This window comes from Rhizobium sp. OAE497, assembly GCF_040546565.1.
In the GTDB taxonomy this organism is placed as follows: Bacteria; Pseudomonadota; Alphaproteobacteria; order Rhizobiales; family Rhizobiaceae; genus Rhizobium.
In genome coordinates this window covers 1-16,965 of record NZ_JBEPOA010000003.1, presented here as the reverse complement: position 1 = coordinate 16,965, position 16,965 = coordinate 1, and the positions used below count along the sequence as shown (strand labels likewise).

The 16,965-nt window shown below is 57.8% G+C and carries 14 protein-coding genes; 7 read left to right on the top strand and 7 right to left on the bottom strand.

Going from position 1 to position 16,965, the window contains the following annotated elements:
- Positions 1-403: 403 nt before the first annotated feature.
- The gene (locus ABIE40_RS26510; protein WP_354541163.1) at positions 404-1,933 is read right to left on the bottom strand and encodes a glycoside hydrolase family 15 protein; all 1,530 of its coding nucleotides are present in this window, start codon (positions 1,931-1,933) and stop codon (positions 404-406) included.
- Between the two features lie 25 nt (positions 1,934-1,958).
- Positions 1,959-2,261, bottom strand: a complete 303-nt coding sequence (locus ABIE40_RS26505) for a trehalase-like domain-containing protein (RefSeq protein ID WP_354541162.1) — start codon at positions 2,259-2,261, stop codon at positions 1,959-1,961.
- A gap of 345 nt (positions 2,262-2,606) precedes the next feature.
- On the opposite strand from ABIE40_RS26505, the gene ABIE40_RS26500 reads away from it, so the two are divergent.
- Positions 2,607-3,110, top strand: a complete 504-nt coding sequence (locus ABIE40_RS26500; protein WP_148195184.1) for a 2'-5' RNA ligase family protein — start codon at positions 2,607-2,609, stop codon at positions 3,108-3,110.
- Between the two features lie 572 nt (positions 3,111-3,682).
- On the opposite strand, the gene ABIE40_RS26495 is transcribed toward ABIE40_RS26500, so the two are convergent.
- The 5 genes from ABIE40_RS26495 to ABIE40_RS26475 all read right to left on the bottom strand — a co-directional run bounded on the left by ABIE40_RS26495 (position 3,683) and on the right by ABIE40_RS26475 (position 9,436).
- Entirely contained in the window at positions 3,683-4,669 is a 987-nt protein-coding gene (locus tag ABIE40_RS26495; RefSeq protein ID WP_130279546.1) for an aldo/keto reductase, read from the bottom strand.
- A gap of 188 nt (positions 4,670-4,857) precedes the next feature.
- Positions 4,858-6,063 carry a mandelate racemase/muconate lactonizing enzyme family protein gene (locus ABIE40_RS26490; protein WP_112715939.1) on the bottom strand — a complete coding sequence of 402 codons (1,206 nt, stop codon included), beginning with the start codon at positions 6,061-6,063 and terminating at the stop codon, positions 4,858-4,860.
- Between the two features lie 15 nt (positions 6,064-6,078).
- Entirely contained in the window at positions 6,079-7,440 is a 1,362-nt protein-coding gene (locus ABIE40_RS26485) for a mandelate racemase/muconate lactonizing enzyme family protein (RefSeq protein WP_199629698.1), read from the bottom strand.
- Positions 7,441-7,505: 65 nt separating this feature from the next.
- Positions 7,506-8,672 (bottom strand): mandelate racemase/muconate lactonizing enzyme family protein, encoded by a 1,167-nt coding sequence (locus ABIE40_RS26480; RefSeq protein WP_112715935.1) that lies wholly within the window; start codon positions 8,670-8,672, stop codon positions 7,506-7,508.
- 53 nt (positions 8,673-8,725) lie between these two features.
- Positions 8,726-9,436: a GntR family transcriptional regulator gene (locus tag ABIE40_RS26475; protein ID WP_112716169.1), complete on the bottom strand. Its 711-nt coding sequence runs from the start codon at positions 9,434-9,436 to the stop codon at positions 8,726-8,728.
- Between the two features lie 201 nt (positions 9,437-9,637).
- Here ABIE40_RS26475 and ABIE40_RS26470 point away from each other — a divergent pair, with 201 nt between their 5' ends.
- The 6 genes from ABIE40_RS26470 (at position 9,638) to ABIE40_RS26445 (ending at position 16,104) form a co-directional block, all read left to right on the top strand.
- Positions 9,638-11,116, top strand: coding sequence for an ABC transporter substrate-binding protein (locus ABIE40_RS26470; protein ID WP_130279548.1), 1,479 nt, complete (start codon positions 9,638-9,640; stop codon positions 11,114-11,116).
- 77 nt (positions 11,117-11,193) lie between these two features.
- Positions 11,194-12,153: a carbohydrate ABC transporter permease gene (locus ABIE40_RS26465; protein ID WP_199629699.1), complete on the top strand. Its 960-nt coding sequence runs from the start codon at positions 11,194-11,196 to the stop codon at positions 12,151-12,153.
- Positions 12,150-13,040 carry a carbohydrate ABC transporter permease gene (locus ABIE40_RS26460; protein ID WP_112715929.1) on the top strand — a complete coding sequence of 297 codons (891 nt, stop codon included), beginning with the start codon at positions 12,150-12,152 and terminating at the stop codon, positions 13,038-13,040. Before ABIE40_RS26465 ends, ABIE40_RS26460 begins: the two co-directional genes overlap by 4 nt.
- A gap of 10 nt (positions 13,041-13,050) precedes the next feature.
- Positions 13,051-14,148 carry an ABC transporter ATP-binding protein gene (locus tag ABIE40_RS26455; protein ID WP_112715927.1) on the top strand — a complete coding sequence of 366 codons (1,098 nt, stop codon included), beginning with the start codon at positions 13,051-13,053 and terminating at the stop codon, positions 14,146-14,148.
- Positions 14,149-14,178: 30 nt separating this feature from the next.
- On the top strand, positions 14,179-15,342 hold the full coding sequence (locus ABIE40_RS26450) for a mandelate racemase/muconate lactonizing enzyme family protein (RefSeq protein WP_112715925.1): 1,164 nt from the start codon (positions 14,179-14,181) through the stop codon (positions 15,340-15,342).
- 21 nt (positions 15,343-15,363) lie between these two features.
- Positions 15,364-16,104 (top strand): ribonuclease activity regulator RraA, encoded by a 741-nt coding sequence (locus tag ABIE40_RS26445; RefSeq protein WP_130279549.1) that lies wholly within the window; start codon positions 15,364-15,366, stop codon positions 16,102-16,104.
- Positions 16,105-16,965: the final 861 nt, after the last annotated feature.

The window sequence follows — 16,965 nt, the reverse complement described above, 5'->3', positions numbered from 1 at the left end:
CGATGGCACATGAGTTGACGCACGGCTGACCCATGCGATGAACCGTTTTTGTTTTTCAGCGCTGTTCACAGCGGCAAAATCATGTCGTCGTTCATTAACGCTGCATTAACCAAACCGCCTCAGTCTCAGCTTGTCAGTTCCTCTCTGGCATCGACTGCTTTGCGGGGGCGTGGAGCAGTTTTAATTGGAGATCACGCGGGCGAGCGTGATCTCCTTTTTCCCTTGCAACGGTCGCTCGCAAGGGACGGCCGCCGAGAGCGGTCAGCAGTCTCCGAGACAGGGTGGCGTGCTCACGGATCAAGCCGGATCCTCCGGCCAGTCGGCCCGGCACTGCTATCGAACGTGCGCTCGACAGATGGCTATTCATTTCTGCTCGCACGCCGGGATCCGCAACCGCCATTGCTTACGGCCGCCATTCTTGGTCGTTTCGTCGATCAAGCTCACGGTCGAGATAATAGGCTGCGCTGATCAGCGCCAAATGCGTGAAAGCTTGCGGAAAATTGCCGATCAAGTCAGAGCGGACATCGAACTCCTCGGCATAAAGACCGAGATCGTTGGCGTAGTTGAGGACCGCCTCGAATACCTGCCGCGCCTTCTTCAGGTCGCCGGCGCGCGCAAGGCATTCTGCATACCAGAAAGAACAGGCCGAGAAAGCACCTTCCCGGCCGCGCAAACCGTCGGCGCTCTTGTAGCGATAGACGACGCCGTCGTCAGAAAGGGTTCGCCCGATCGCGTCAAGAGTTGCCAGCCATCGCGGGTCTGTCGCACTGACGAAGCGCACCAGTGGCATCAGTAGCAGGGATGCGTCGAGGCTATCGCCATTCTTCGTTTGAACAAAATGTCCGTTTTCCTCATTCCAGAAATTGGCCCAGATGTCCTCATAGATATCATTGCGCACGTCGATCCATTTGGCGAAAGGCGCAGCCAGCGAGCGCTTGCTCGCAAGGCGTATCGCGCGATCAACCGCCACCCAGCACATCAGCCGGGAATGGAGGAAATGCTGCGGCTCCCGGCGCATTTCCCAGATACCCGCATCGGCATCCTGCCAATGCTCGCACACATAGTCGATGACGTCTCGCACGCCACGCCAGCCGTCATGAGAGATGGCGTGACCGTATTTGTTGCTGAGATAGATCGCATCCATAAGCTCGCCGTAGATATCAAGCTGGAACTGCTCGGATGCCTTGTTGCCGATGCGAACCGGACGCGCTCCGCCATAGCCCCGCAGATGGTCAAGACTGACCTCTTCCGGCACTTGCCCACCATCGACGGCATACATGATATCAAGTTTGCCTCGGGAACCGCATCTCATAGCGCGCTTGCCGATCCAGCCGTTGAAAGCCTCGGCCTCCTGCTGGTATCCAAGTCGCATCAAGGCGTAAACAGTAAAGGATGCATCCCGGATCCATGTCGCGCGATAATCCCAATTGCGGCTACCCCCGGGCGCTTCGGGCAAGCCAAAAGTTCCCGCTGCAACAATAGAGCCGTGGCGCCTTGACGTCATCAGCTTCAGCGTCAGCGCTGATCTGTTGACCATCTCCCGCCATCGGCCGCGATAGGTTGATTGCGAAGCCCAATTCTGCCAATAGGCAATGGTGGCGTCCTCGAAACCATCAATCTCCGATATCTCGATTTGACGCTGATCGACAGCTGCAAGGATGAAATCTGCCGTCTCTCCGGCCATCAGGAGACCGCCAGCTACGACGTCGGCGCCATCGGCGGAAAGGCCAGTGTTGGACGACAAACGAAATCCCTGAACGGAAGCTGACGGCTCCCAAGATGCCTCTTTGCCGTTCACGATAGCGCCCATCTTTTGCCGGGCGTAGTCGAAACGCGGCGCGCAGCGCATCGTGAACTGGACCTTGCCGCGCGTGATCTTCAGACGCCGCGCGAGCGTCGTCGCTGTGCCGGCTACGCCGTTGTTGACGGCCATGAAATCAGTAAGTTCCGCGCTCGCATCAGCGGCCCATCCAACGGGTGATGAGCACATTGGTATCTGGACGGTATTGATGGACCACCCTGGCATCAGCGATATTCGGCGAGATTTCGAAGTTTCCACCATTTTCGGGATCGAGGAGCGCCGCGAAGATTGTCGGACTGTCAAAGTTCGGCCAACACATGAAATCGATCGTCCCATCCTTGGCGACCAAGGCCAGTGTTGCGAGGTCACCGATAACGCCATGATCAGAGATCGGACGCGGTATGACGTTTCCCTGCTTTTCACGTTCAATCTCGTCGTATCCTGTCGACAGGCGTTCCATCCGCCACTCCAGTCATGTTGCCTGCTCAAAACGCGCCGACCGAGATTCGGTTTCGTGGCGATCGGTGACAACATTAAAGCGCTAATTCCACAGGGAGGTCTGTGGGTGGTAAGGATCGCCTGCCTTCTCGGCTACCTGCATTCTTCGCTCCGGTCCCGGCAGCGGGCGGCGCCGTGCCCCGACAGCCTCATGGTGGTGTCGACCTGGCGTTCATCTCTCCACCGGCGATCAACCGCCGAGCGATGCTGGTAGCTTGTTTGGCCAGACCAGCGCACTGAGCGCCTTTGCGCGCTTCTCTGAGATGCCCCTGCTTGTATTTTAACTGCGTCAATCTATCTCGATGCTATGATCCTGACCGCAGCATTCCCCGATGAAGATCTCGCAGCGTTTGAAGCCTTGCGTAAAAGGCACTTTCCCAGTCCCCGCAACTTCTTGCGCGCGCATCTGACGATGTTTCATCAAATCGATAACATCCGCCTCGCAGACATCCGTTCAACACTCGCCGCCCTGGCAGCAGACGTCGTGCCTGCGACAGTGACAACGACCGGCATATACCACCTTGGCCGTGGCGTCGCCTTCGCGGTCGCCTCCGACGAGCTCAACAATATTCGCGCTGCCTTGCGACGCAGCTTTCAGTCGTGGCTTTGCCCGCAGGACCTTCGGCCATGGCGGCCGCACATTACCGTGCAAAACGGGGTCGACACGAAAAAGGCCAACCTGTTGTTCGACGAACTACGCAAAGAGTTTGAGCCGAAGACATTGAACATGATTGGGTATCAGCTATGGCACTACCAAGGTGGTCCCTGGAAGCTGGAGGCAGCGTATAGCTTCTCCGATCCGGCGAGATAGGCAACTGGCTGTTGCCCCCGCTTGATGCCGGGAAGCCGACGGGTTGAAAGCCGCGAAGAATGGCAACGGTGGCGCCATCGATCATGGACAACGCATGGTTGAAGACCCACTTTATAAGCTCTGGCGAACGATCAGGCCTGCAGCGGTTGGACGCCAATCCCGCGGCCTCTGCCACTTGACATTGGCAGCGGGAGAAGTACCGACGTTAGACATCAACCAGATTTTTCTATCAATCTTGCTTTTGTGGAGATCCTTATGAGCTTGATGAGGGAAACCAAGGACGCCGAGCAGGCCGGTTGTTTGAGCGCGCGAAATGGGGCCTTACTGTCTGCAAACCCTTATCAAGGTCGACCTGACCTCTATGCGGCCTGGCTTAGAGGTTATAGAGACGCTTGGGCAAACGTGACAGGCACGGGGCTCAAAACATCTGCAGAATTATCTCCGGACGGTAACGCTTCCCCACTTGGATAGGACGATCAGCGGCGGCGGCTCATCGCCGTAAGATGTCTCGTTTGCCGACAGGACATGGCAGCCTGAAATGGCTCTGTAAGGCTGCGACGGGAACCGGCGCTCTATCGTTCGGCCGTTGGCGCAGGAGCGCTGGCATAGCGCTCACCGTGAACCGTGATGGTCGAAAGTAGGCGATCGATTTTCTCCAGATCACTTTCACTGAACTCAAGGGAAAGCGCATCGAGATTTTCGTCGAGCCTTTGCAGCTTCGTCGTTCCGGGAATGGGAACAATCCATGGCTTCCGTGCCAGCAACCAACCGATCGCAACCTGTGCAGCGGTCGCCCGCTTTTCCTCCGCGATTGCCTTGATCGCATCAATGATCGGTTGGTTCGCCGCGCGATTTTCAGCTGAGAGATAGGGATTTGTCTTGCGCTGATCGTTGTCGGCCGCGAAGTTCGTGCTTTCCCCCATCGTCCCCGACAGGAAGCCGCGTCCCAGAGGGCTATAGGCTACGAACCCGATCCCCAATTCTTCGACGGTCGAAAGAACGCTCGCCTCGGGGTGGCGCCACCACAGGGAGTACTCACTCTGCACGGCGGCAACCGGCTGGACCGCATCAGCTATCCGGATAGCTTCATCGTCGGCCTCCGATAGCCCAAAGTGCAAGACTTTACCGGCGTCGATCAAATCCTTGACCGTCCCTGCAACATCCGCCATCGCAACGTCAGGATCGATACGGTGCTGGTAGAGAAGGTCGATGTGATCGGTTCTAAGCCGGACAAGCGCGGCATCGACCATCCGACGGATACTCTCCGGCCGGCTGTCAAGGCCATTGCTTGATCGCCCGTCCCTGAAGCCAAATTTTGTGGCAATCACGACGTGGTCGCGGATCGGTGCGAGAGCCTCCCCTACGAGCTCCTCGTTCGTGAAAGGACCATAGATTTCGGCGGTATCGAAGAAGGTCACTCCGCGATCGAATGCCGTTCGCATCAAAGTGATCGCATCGCTTGAGCGCATCGCGGGACCGCGGTGATGGTTCAAACCCATGCAGCCAAAACCAATAGCCGAGACTTCCAGACCCTGCCGGCCGAGCGTCCGTTTGAGCATCTTTTCCTCCTTCTATGATTTGGATCAAGGCGGCCAGACATTGCAATGAACCAGTCGCTCACCTGCCCACCCATCTTCCGGCAGGAGACTTGGCTGCTTCAGACACCTGCCAGCGGGGCCGAGAAATTTGGGTGACACGTTCGTTGAAGGCTATTTTTCGCCTGGTCGTTGCTCGCGCTGATGACGCTTCAGTTCAGGTCGAAAAATCCTGCATCTTCCTCCTTGAGGTATTTCTTCGCGCTCTCCGCGTCGATGTCGAGACCGAGGCCTGGCGTCTCAAGAAGATCCACCATGCTGTCCTTCACGATCTCTTCCGGCAAGCCAATGATCAGATCTTCCCACCAAGGATCCGAGGCGGTCGGATATTCGAAGGCAACATAATTTGCCGGCAGCGTCGCGCACACATTAATCAACGCGCCGAGACCAAGGAGCCCGTTTGCCGTTCCGTGTGGGGCCATCAGGATCGAGTGCATATAGGCGTGTTCGGTGATCCATTTCAGTTCCGCGATACCTCCGACATCAGCCGGGTCAGGCCCGATGACACGAACGGCTTGCGTTTCGATCAGCTCCTTGAAGTTGTGACGGAGATAGATCTGCTCGCCGGTGTGAATCGGTGTCGAGGTAGAGGTGGTCAGCTCCCTGTAGGCCTGAGGATTGACCCAGGGCACATAGTCGCCTGTCAGCATGTCCTCCAGCCACATCAGATTGTATTTCTCGACCGCGCGAGCAAACTTTATCGCATCCGGCAACATCCAGCCTGGGCCACAATCAAGCGCCAGGCTGACTTTGTCCCCAAGCACTTCCTTCATTGCGATGACGCAGTCGAGCATATGGTTGAAGCCGCGCTCGCTGATGACGCCCTGATCCATCGCGCCGTGGTAACCCGCCTTGGTCTGCGTCACACCATAATGAAATTCCTCGACCGTATCCTTCATATTGGAGTGGAACGAGATCCCCTGCTTGACCATAAAGAAATTCTGCGGCTGCTCCATCATCCATCTGACGTCGGCGGCGTAATCCTCCGGCCGATCACCCGAACGCTTCCGGCGCACCGAGCCATTATAGACGCGCACCTTGTCTCGCACCTTGCCCCCAAGCAGCTTGTAGGCCGGCACGCCAGCCGCTTTGCCGGCGATATCCCACAATGCATGCTCAATGGCGCTCACGGCCGCGCCATATGGCTTGAACGAGCCGCGCTGGCGGATCTTCAGCATCACCCTCTCGACGTCGGTGGGGTCCTCACCGATCAGAGCGTCGCGAAAATGCAATACCCATGGCTTGAGGTAAGTCTTGGTAAACTCCACCTCGCCGAGGCCATAGAGGCCCTCGTCGGTCACAATCCGGACGATGGGGTGTTTGCCGATAACAGCGCAGCGCAGGTCGGTGATCTTCATCTTCGTTTTCTCGCTTCAACTCCAGGTACGATCCCAGGAATACTCGTCATCCCAATGGTCAGTGGGCTGCCAAATGCCGGCGACACCCGGCTGCAAATGCTGCAGGATGACCTCGTCGACGACATCGTCGATCCCAAGCCCCGGCTTGTCGGGCACAGTGATAAAACCATCCTTCACCAATGGTCTTGGTAGGCCCGTCACAATGTCGTCCCACCAGTCGACATCGGCCGAATGATATTCAAGGGCCATGAAGTTTTCGGTCGCTGTCGCAACATGAGCAGCCGCCATCGCCGCGATCGGGCTCTCCGCCATGTGGATCGCCATTGCCACACCGCGATCCTGGGCCATGTCACCGATCTTCTTGGTCTCAAGGATGCCTCCGCTGGTCAGAAGATCCGGATGGATGACCGAAACACCGCCACTGTCGAGGAGCGGCTGAAAACCCTCCTTGAGATAGATGTCTTCGCCGGTACAGATCGGTACGGTGGTAGCATCCTGCAATTGCCGATATTGCTGTGCGTATTGCCAGGGGATCACGTCCTCGAGCCATGCCGGCACATATTTCTCGATGCGTCGCGCGAGGCGAATGCCGTTCTGCATCGAAATATGGCCGATGTGGTCGATCGCGAGCGGTACATTCATTCCAGTGACTTCGCGAACCTCGGCGATGTATTGCTCAAGCAAGTCCAGGCCCTTGTCGGTAAAGTGCAGACCCGTAAATGGATGCTGGACGTTGTGCAGGTCATAGGCTGCATTGCGAAGACGGCGTTCGTCCGCCGTCTTCAACGGTCCGCGCGTCGGGCTGTCGCGATATCCTTCCAGCGAGCCTGCAGGAAACACCACCGCTCCAGGGACATCGGCGATCTGCATCAGCCCAAGGTCCATCTTGAGGAAGGTGAAGCCGAGATCCATGCGCTCTTTTAGGCGCTTGCCGGTTTCCGTGCCGCTCGGCACGGTGGCGTCCGTGTCGCAATAAACGCGTACCTTCTCCCGGAAGCGACCGCCGAGCATCTGGTAGACCGGAACGCCATAGGCCTTGCCGGCAAGATCCCAAAGGGCAATTTCGACCGCCGATACACCGCCGCCTTGCCGTCCATGTCCGCCGAACTGTTTGATGCGCCGGAACAGGCGATCGATGTCGCAGGGGTTTTCGCCAAGCAAGCGGCTCTTCAGCATAAGCGCGTAGGTGGCGCTCGCCCCGTCCCGAACCTCGCCGAGCCCGACGATTCCCTGGTTCGTATAGATCTTGAGAAGCGCAGAGGTGAAGGGTGCACCGACGATTTCGGCAACCCGTATGTCGGTAATGCGAAGGTCCGAGGGCTTGGAATTCTGGTTCACCCGATCGAGCGCGTCTTCGGCTCCGTCTGCCTCTTTCATAAGTTGATCCTCGCTCCTGTCGACAGGGCTGGCCGCCGCGCGGCCGGCACAGCCGAAAACGTTGGTCAGTCCAGTGCAATCTCGTGGTCTTGAAGGTAGTCGCGGTTCATCTCGATACCGAGCCCGGGCTTGGGGCTGAGCTTCAGGTTGCCATTTGAGACATCGAGTGGGCGGTCGATGAGATGATCGTATTTGCCCAGGTTCCACTCCGATGTCTCGAGTTTGTAGAAGTTCGGAACGGTCATCATCACCTGGGCGCCAGCGACAACGTTGATCGGGCCGGCGGCGTCATGCGGGGAGACCGGGATATAATAAGCTTCGCAAAGAGCTGAGATTTTCTTCAGTTCGGTAATGCCCCCCGTCCAGGTGACGTCCGGCATGATGTAGTCGGCAAGCTTGTTTTCGAGAACCGGAACGAAGTCCCACTTGGTGTGGCCGCGCTCGCCCCACGAAATCGGGGCGCTTACCTTCTCCCGGACCTGCTTGAGAGCGTTGAGGCTTTCGGGTGGGCAAGGCTCCTCAAACCAGTCTATTTGCCCCGCTTCCTCAAGGCTTCGGCAAAGGCGAATGGCAGTGGGGACATCGAAACGGCCGTGGGCGTCGATCAAGATGTCGACATCAGGACCCGCCGTCTCACGGATCAGCGCGGTGAGCTCTGCGGCTTCGCGCTCATCCTTTCGGGTCATGGTGCCGTCAAGATAGCCGTCTCGCTGTTCTCGCGCGTTACCATCGGCGATGCGTCCTTGTTGGGGGAAAGGATCGAACTTCAGTCCGGTGTGACCAGAATCGACGATGTCGCGGATTTCGCGGATGACGGCCTCTCTGCTGGTAAACTTCGCCTGATTGGGATGGGTGTAGAGCGCGATCTCGTCTCGTACCGGGCCCCCGAGAAGCTCGTAGATCGGCTTGCCGATGACTTTCCCGCGGATATCCCATAGAGCTATGTCGATCGCGCTGACGCATTCGACTGCCGCACCTCGGCTGCCCATGTAGGTGAAGCTGCGGAATATCTTGTGCCACAAGTATTCGATGCGCCCCGGATCCTCGCCTTTCAGTGCTTGGCCGATCTGGCGCAGGATCGTACAGAGCGCACGATTGGCGAGTTTCGTCGTCGTTGTGATCTCTCCCCAGCCGCTCACCCCGTCGTCGGTCGTCACCTCGACGAACAGGAACTCGCCCCAGTAAGACGCATCCGACTTGATGAGCCACGGCCGTACACTGGTAATCTTCATCTGGGGTACCTTTGACTTGGAGGCATGAAGGAGAGTCTACACCCGGGCTTTGTCTATCCCGCACGAAGAGCGCTACGCGCCCGCATGTGTTCGAGGAGATGACGGCCAGAGCCCTCGACGTGCCGGGCGATGAGTTCAGCTGCCGCCTCGGCGTTTCCCGACTTCACATGCGCGATGAGCTCACGGTGTTCACTCAGGATGGCGGCCCGGCGGGCAAGCGTGAAATTGAACCGCCGCCCGACTGCGCGCAGCACTTCACGGTGCTTCCACCAGAGTTCGGCAGCATGACGGTTATAGTGCTTCTGGTACATCACCGTGTGAAAAGCCGTGTCCAACTCACTGTGTTTGAACGGGTCGGCAAAATCGTTTTGCTCAATCAGATCCTGAATGCGCTCAAGTTCGGCAATGTCGTCAACGGTTGCCATCGTGACGAACCAGCGTGTCAATGCCGGTTCAATGAGGACACCAATCTCGTAAATATCGCGAACAAAGTCCTGATCGATTGGCCGGACGCGCGCACCCCGGTTCGGCACGAATGTGACGAAACCCTCTCCTCGCAAAAGCTGCAAGGCCTCGCGCACCGGGTTGGTGGACGTACCATGGCGCCGGGCGAGATCGGTCACAACCAGCCGCTCGTTTGCCGCCAGCCGGCCCTCGATGATGTCGTCCCTGATGATTTTGTAGAGCGAGGCCCCCTCGCTCGATGCTCCATCGGCATCGATGCCTTCAGGTGGTCCGGCTCTGAAATCGCTCGTCTCGTTCAAAATAATCCCCATCCAATACTCGACTTACTCGCCTATCATGCAAATCAGCTTCAAACAATGTACGATTTTGCCGATTGACAGACATTAGCTGATCTGAAAACGTGCAATCCGTCTGATGGGATACACTGCTTGAGGAGGCGGCCCAGCGGACAGGAGCGCTCGCCATGGACCGAGCGGCTCGGGAGAACCTGGAGGATACCCATGACGAGGATTTCACTCGGAGGTGCCGTCCTGCGCGGCACCGTCTCAACCGCTTTGCTGATGTCGATGATGTCTGCCTCTGCCATGGGCGCATCGGTCGACCTGAGCAAGTGGTCACCCGACTATGTAAGGTCGATCGCCGGCACACAGGACTTCGATACCGCAGCGGACTGCAGCAAGGTAACACCCCTCGACTATAAGGGGCGGCTGACCTTCTGGTACCAGGGTATCTTCGAGGGAGATCCCGATTCACTTCGGCAATATTACAAGGACTTCTTCGCGACGTTCCGCAAGACCTACCCCAACATTCAGCTCGAAGAACAGGGACTGACCTACAACGATCTTCTCGACAAGTTCCGCACCGCGCTTCTCGGCAACGCCGCACCGATGGCCGTCCGCCTGCAAATCCTCGGAGGCGTCGAGTTCGCTGCCAAGGGTTACCTTCAGCCTTTGAAGCCAGAGGATGTCGGCTACAAGACCGAGGACTTCTGGCCCGGCGCAATGAAGGCCGTCAGTTGGGATGGCGTGCCTTATGGCATTCCGACCAATAACGAGACGATGGCATTCATCTGGAATGCCGACATATTCAAGCGCGCTGGCCTCGATCCCGACAAGGCGCCAGCCACCTGGGATGACGTCGTCAAATATTCCAAGCAGATCCATGACAAGCTTGGCGTGTCGGGCTATGGCCTCGTGGCCCGCAAGAACGCTGGCAATACGCCATACCGTTTTATGCCGCAACTATGGGCTTATGGCGGTGGTGTCTTCGACGAAGCATCCGCCGATCCGACCTACAAGGAGGTCGAACTTGCCAGCCCTCAAAGCAAGGCGGCTTTGCAGGCCTCCTATGACATGTATGTCCGCGACAAGTCGGTTCCCGTTTCGGCGTTGACCAACCAGCAGGCTGACAATCAGCCGCTATTCCTTGCTGGCCAGCTGGGAATGATGGTTTCGCACCCGTCCGATTACGACGTCATGCTCGACCTGCAGAAAAAAGCAACGGCGACGGACAAGGAGAAAGCACAGACCGTTATCGACAACATGCGTTACGGCCTGATCCCGACCGGACCTGACGGCAAGCGTGCCGTGGTCTTCGGTGGCTCGAACATCCATATTCTCAAGCCCGAATATGTCGAGGGCGGCACGGTCGATGAACCCGCAGCCAAGGCGATCATCTGCATGTGGAGCAGCCCGGAATGGTCGCTGAAACTCGCTTATGTGGGATCAAACCCCGGAAACCTGAACGGCTTCAAGACGAAGTGGATGAAAGACCGGCTGGAAAAGATAAAGTTTCTTGACGTGACGACGTCCATGCTGCCCTACGGCATTCCCTTCCCAGCACTTCCGCAGTCACCGGAAATCATGAACATCATCGTGCCCGACATGCTGCAAAACGCGCTGACCGGGGCGATGACCGTTGACCAGGCCGCAGATGACGCGGCTAAAAAGGTCAAGGAACTGATGGATGGTGGCCTCTAGACAAGGTCCTTTGATCTCGGACCGGCTGCAGAGCGATCTGAAGCCGGCCTTCTTCCCACGGATGAGGGCTTTGCATAGTGACGATTTTGACCGGAAAGGCCGAAAACACTGGCCGGTGGCATAACCGTAGATCTGGAGTGATGCGCAGGGTTTGGGATCATCGCTTCGACTACGCGTATGTGCTGCCGTCGATCGCGGTGATGCTTATCGTGATCGCCTACCCCATATACTATACGATCGAACTGTCCTTCTTCAACACACCGCCCGGTCTGCAGCTGCGCGACAAGATCTTTGTCGGCATCGACAATTATACCGCCATCCTGAAAAGCCCGGTGTTCTGGACGGTGACCAAGAACACGCTTATCTGGACGGTTGGGTCGACTTTCATCTCCTTCCTTCTCGGGTTTGCCTGTGCACTGGCGCTGCATCGCGACTTTGCAGGCAGAGCGATCATGCGCGCCATCCTGATTATCCCATGGGTCATCAGCGCAGTCGCCGCGTCTTACATCTGGAAATGGATTTATCATTCAGACTTCGGCGTGATCGGCGCGGTTCTGGTCGGCCTCGGTCTCGCAGACCGGCCACCCAACTTCATCGACAATGTCGATACCGTTCTGCCTTCCCTCATCATCGTCAATATCTGGCGCGAGTTCCCGTTCGCCATGATCATGATGATGGCCGCTCTTCAGACCGTTCCCGACCAATTGCTGCGCGCAGCAAAAGTAGATGGAGCCAACGCGTGGCAGCGGTTCTGGCACGTGACCTTCCCGCATGTCGGCAACGTTTCGATCGTAACGATCCTGCTTCTGGCGGTCGCCAACTTCAATTCGTTCATCATCCCATGGATCATGACAGGCGGTGGCCCGTCGAACGCGTCGCACATCTGGATCACCCACATCTACGAGCTCGCCTTCGGCCGCCAGCGGTGGGGCGTCGCATCTGCATATTCGGTCCTGCTGTTCCTGATTCTGATGTCGTTCGGTTACTTCTATGTCCGCGCGCTCAGCTCCAACGATAAAAAGGAAGCGGCCGAATGAGCACGATTGCACAGACCCGAGCCGCGCCCAAGCCGCACCACCGCACGCGCGTCGATGCATGGCGATGGGGCGGGCGCATCTTCCTGCTCTTCATGCTGCTCTACACAGCCTTGCCGATGATTTGGATGTTGCTCACGTCAATCAAATCGGGCTTCGCTGCAATGCAGTTCCCGCCTCAATGGTGGCCGGATCAGCCGACGCTCGCCAGCTACCAGAAGCTGCTCGATCCGCAAAACAGCGTCGGCCAGGATTTCCTGCGTTTCTTCTGGAACAGCCTATTCGTCTCCACGGCGACGACCATAATGTCGGTGATCGTCGCTGTCCCGGCCGCCTACGCCTTCTCTCGCTTCTCATTTCCTGGACGGAACTTTCTGTTTTTTGCCGTCCTGCTTCGGAACATGTTTCCAGCGGTGATTTTTCTCGTACCGCTTTTTATCCTCATGCGGGCAATCGGGCTGGTCAACACCCACGGGTCCCTCGTCCTGACCTACCTCACCTTCGGCTTGCCTCTGGCCATCTGGCTCCTCAAAGGGTTCTACGACAACATTCCAATCCAACTGGAACAAGCCGCGCGCATTGACGGGGCGACACGCTTTCAGGCCTTCGTTCTGATCGTTGTGCCGCTGTCGACGCCTGGGATCATCGCAACAGCGATCTACTCCTTCATCGGCGCCTGGAACGAGTACATTTACGCCTATACCTTCCTTTCGAAAAACGAGCAGCTGACCTTGCCTGTCGGCATCCAGCGCTTCTTTTCGGAAAACACCACCGACTTTCCTGGCCTTATGGCGGCCAGCTTCATGATGAGCGTACCGGTTGTCGTCCTGTTTCTGCTTCTGCAACGATACTTCGTCCGCGCGCTGACAGAGGGCGCCGTCAAGCACTAGGGAGTTGCTCGTGGCCCATGTGGTCTTAAAGGATCTGATCAAAAATTATGGCAGCTTCAATGCTGTTAAAAGCGTTTCGCTGACGGTCAACGATGGCGAATTCGTCGCACTCGTTGGCCCTTCAGGCTGCGGCAAGACGACGACGCTCAACCTGGTGGCGGGGCTGACGTCGGTCACATCTGGCGATATCGTCATCGGCGATCGTGTGGTCAACGACCTCGACCCCAAAGACCGGGACATCGCAATGGTGTTCCAGAATTACGCTCTTTATCCGCAAAAATCCGTCTACAAAAACCTGGCGTTTCCGCTGCAGATGCGAAAACTGCCGAAGGACGAGATCGACAAGAAAGTCAGGGAAGCGGCCCGCGTCCTCGATATGACGCAGTTGCTCGAACGCAAGCCGCGGGAGCTGTCGGGCGGACAACAGCAGCGCGTGGCACTCGGCCGCGCTCTTGTTCGCGACCCTGCCGTGTTCCTGATGGATGAGCCGCTCTCCAACCTGGATGCAAAGCTACGCGTTCAAATGCGCTCGGAGATCAAGCGGTTTCATCAGGATCTGAAGGCGACGATCATCTATGTGACGCATGACCAGCTTGAGGCGGTGACGATGGCAGACAGAATGGCGGTGATGAATGGTGGCTATCTCCAGCAATACGATACGCCAGCGCAGGTCTTTGCCAATCCCGTAAACATGTTCGTTGCTGGATTTGTCGGCAGCCCGGCGATGAGCCTGGTGCCCCTCGAAGCATCGACAGGCCAAGGAAGAGCTGTTTTGACCAGCGCGGAAGGCTGGCATCTGGAACTCTCCCCAGCAAATGCTCGCAAGGTCGACAAGGCAAAGTCGAGGAAAGTCGTTCTCGGTGCGCGCCACTCGACCATCAAACTGCACAAAAGTGCGGTTCCGGGAAGCGTGCCCGCCAAGGCCTATACCGTAGAGCCGACGGGAGACGTCACCTTCGTGCAAGCGTTCCTCTCCGGCGCGATCGTCAATATCAGCGTGCCGCCGGCTGTCGCGGTTGCGCCGGACGAACAGATCTGGCTCGAATTCGATCAGGAGCGGATCCATCTCTTCGACGGTGAAACAGAAATGGCCCTGAGAGCTGATTGACAGCAGGCGAATGCGCAACACGAGGCGTCGATGACGGCAAAACTCAAGATCACTGCAATCAAGCCCTATCCAGTATGGGTGGGCATTCGCAATCAGATGCTGGTCAAGGTCGAAACCGATCAAGGGATCTTTGGCTGGGGCGAAAGCGGCTTGAGTGGGCGCGAGCAAGCCGTCGCGGGAGCGATCGAGCATTATCGCGAATTTCTGATCGGCCGCGACGCGATGCAGATCGGCCGGATCTGGCAGGAGATCTATCGCAGCCAGTATTTTGAAGGTGGCCGGGTTCTTCAGGCGGCGATGTCGGCGATCGATATCGCTCTTCACGATATCAAGGGCAAGGCCCTTGGCGTGCCGGTCTATGAACTGCTCGGCGGCAGGCAGCGCGAGCGCATTCCAACCTTTGCATCGACCGGTGACGAGGCCGAGGGGGCTGCCGCCATCGAGCGCGCGCGTGAATTGCGGGCACAAGGCTGGCAGGCAATCCGTTTCTTCCCGGCCGGGCAGGACAGCAAGGATATTTTCGAGCCGAGAGAATCAATTGGCCCAACGGCATCGATGCTGAACGAGGCACGCGAGGTATTGGGTGATGACGTCGTCCTCGGTATCGATTATCACCACCGCTTATCGGTGGCGGAGGCGGCGAGCTTCTGCAACAAGCTCGGCCGCGGTGTTCTTGATTTTCTTGAAGAGCCGATACGCGATGAAACACCGTCAGCCTATGAATCCTTGCGCAGAATGACGGATATCCCCTTTGCCATTGGTGAAGAATTTGCCAGCAAGTGGCAGTTCTTGCCGTATATCGAGCGCGACATTCACCAGTTCAACCGGATTGACGTCTGCAACGTCGGGGGGCTCACAGAAGCGATGAAAATCGCCGGCTGGAGCGAGGCGCACTACGTCGATTTGATGCCGCACAATCCACTTGGCCCGGTCTGTACCGCTGCGACAATCCATTTTGCAGCCGCTGTTGCCAATTTCGCTTGGCTAGAGACCCGGGCGCCTGAAGCCAGGCTCGGCTTTGACAATTCGGACTTCTTTCCAGTTCAGCCAAGACTGGACGGAGCAGACTATCCAGTCAGCGAACGGCCCGGGCTCGGCATCGAGGTAAATGAGGATGCCATTGCCGCCGAGAGCTTCCGCTTCTGGGAAGCGCCGCATCTGAGGCGCCGCGACGGTTCAGTCACCAACTGGTAATTACCAAACACTGGAGCCCCCATGACCATGACAACGGATATTACGCGGCCGCCCAAGGAATTGATTGAGGCTCTCGAAGAAATCGGCGCGGCAACGATAGCGGGAACGCTTGGGCACATGGGATTTCGCAATCCGCACATGGTCGGCCCCGTTTCGCAGCGGCGAGGCAGATCGATCGTCGGACCGGCATTGACACTCCAGTTCATGCCCCAGCGGCCTGATCTCTTCAGCGAGGGCGAATACGCTGATCCGGAGACGCAGTTGCACCGCCATGTCCTCTATCACGTGCAGGAAGGCGACGTGGTTGTCGTCGATGCGCGCGGCGATATGAGCTCGGGTGTCTTCGGCGATATGATGTCGACCTATTTTAAGGGCCGCGGCGGCGCCGGCATCGTTATCGATGGATGCATGCGCGACAGACCCAACGTCGAAAAGCTGGACCTGTCGCTGTGGCTTCGCGGCTGGACGCCGAACTACCATGTTCAGACGAGCATCTATCCCAACGCAGTGAACGTACCGATTGCCTGTGGTGGCGTCACGGTGATCCCCGGAGACATCATCGTGGCGGATGATGACGGGGTGGTCGTGCTCCCCGTTGCCATGGCCTCAAAGGTGATCCAGGAATCAAAAACCCACCATGACTGGGAAGAATTCTCCCGTATGAAGCTGATGGCTGGCGGATCCCTGCAGCGATACTATCCGTTGCACGATGATGCTCGGGGCGAATACGAGGAATGGACCAGAACGAACACCCGGCGCTAGCGCGATCTGCGGAGGGTGCAGCAGCGAGAAACGGATCCTTCACCCAGTCCTGAGTCAAGGGGCGAGTTGCGGTCGGCTCTCGTTTCCTGTTTTGCTGCTCGGAGGCCGAACGACAGCTCGTCTTTTCGCTCGTTTCCCGTCTGCGTTCCAACCGGAGTATTGAAAAATGAAAACGCTACTGATGGCTGGTAGATCGGATTGGCATCGATAATCGCGACCGCGACACCGGGAATGGCCGACAGTCTGACGCTTACCGGCGGCGATCTTCACATAGGCTACTGGGATGGCGACCGAGACCGGCGCGACTGGCGCCGCCACCATGCGCGCCAATACTACCGCCCTGGTCGTCGCTGCCGCGTGACCACTGTCCGGCATCGTTATCATCACCGCTGGGTCTATAGTGATAAGCGTATCTGCCGCTGGTAGACGACGGTTTGAGAAGCACCACATTGCTTGCCGGGCCCGGCAACCAACCTTACGTAGCGTCCAAGCCGCTATGATTAATCCTAAGGGTCAGGCTGACAGCCCGCTTTTAAGCGTTCATCATGGCTATGGTTTGAAGGGCAATCCAAACCAGCTGCCTCGTCCTGTGCATCCACCTGTGCAGGGCGAGGCTTATTCCTCCCGCGTGCCGGCCACCCCAACCCCTGCGCTTCCACCGACAATGACCGACCCCGCAGGCGGCCAGCGGTGTTGAAACGATCCCCGTTTTGCCGCCCGGACGAAAGGCTGATCGCCACCATGGCCTGGGCCCACTTGACACCTCGCGAGCCTTACGCTGGAAATGCGATGCCAGTGCGCGGCCCGACTGTCTGCGCCGATTTATCCTGCCGCTTGACGCCACTCGATTTTTTGCGATTA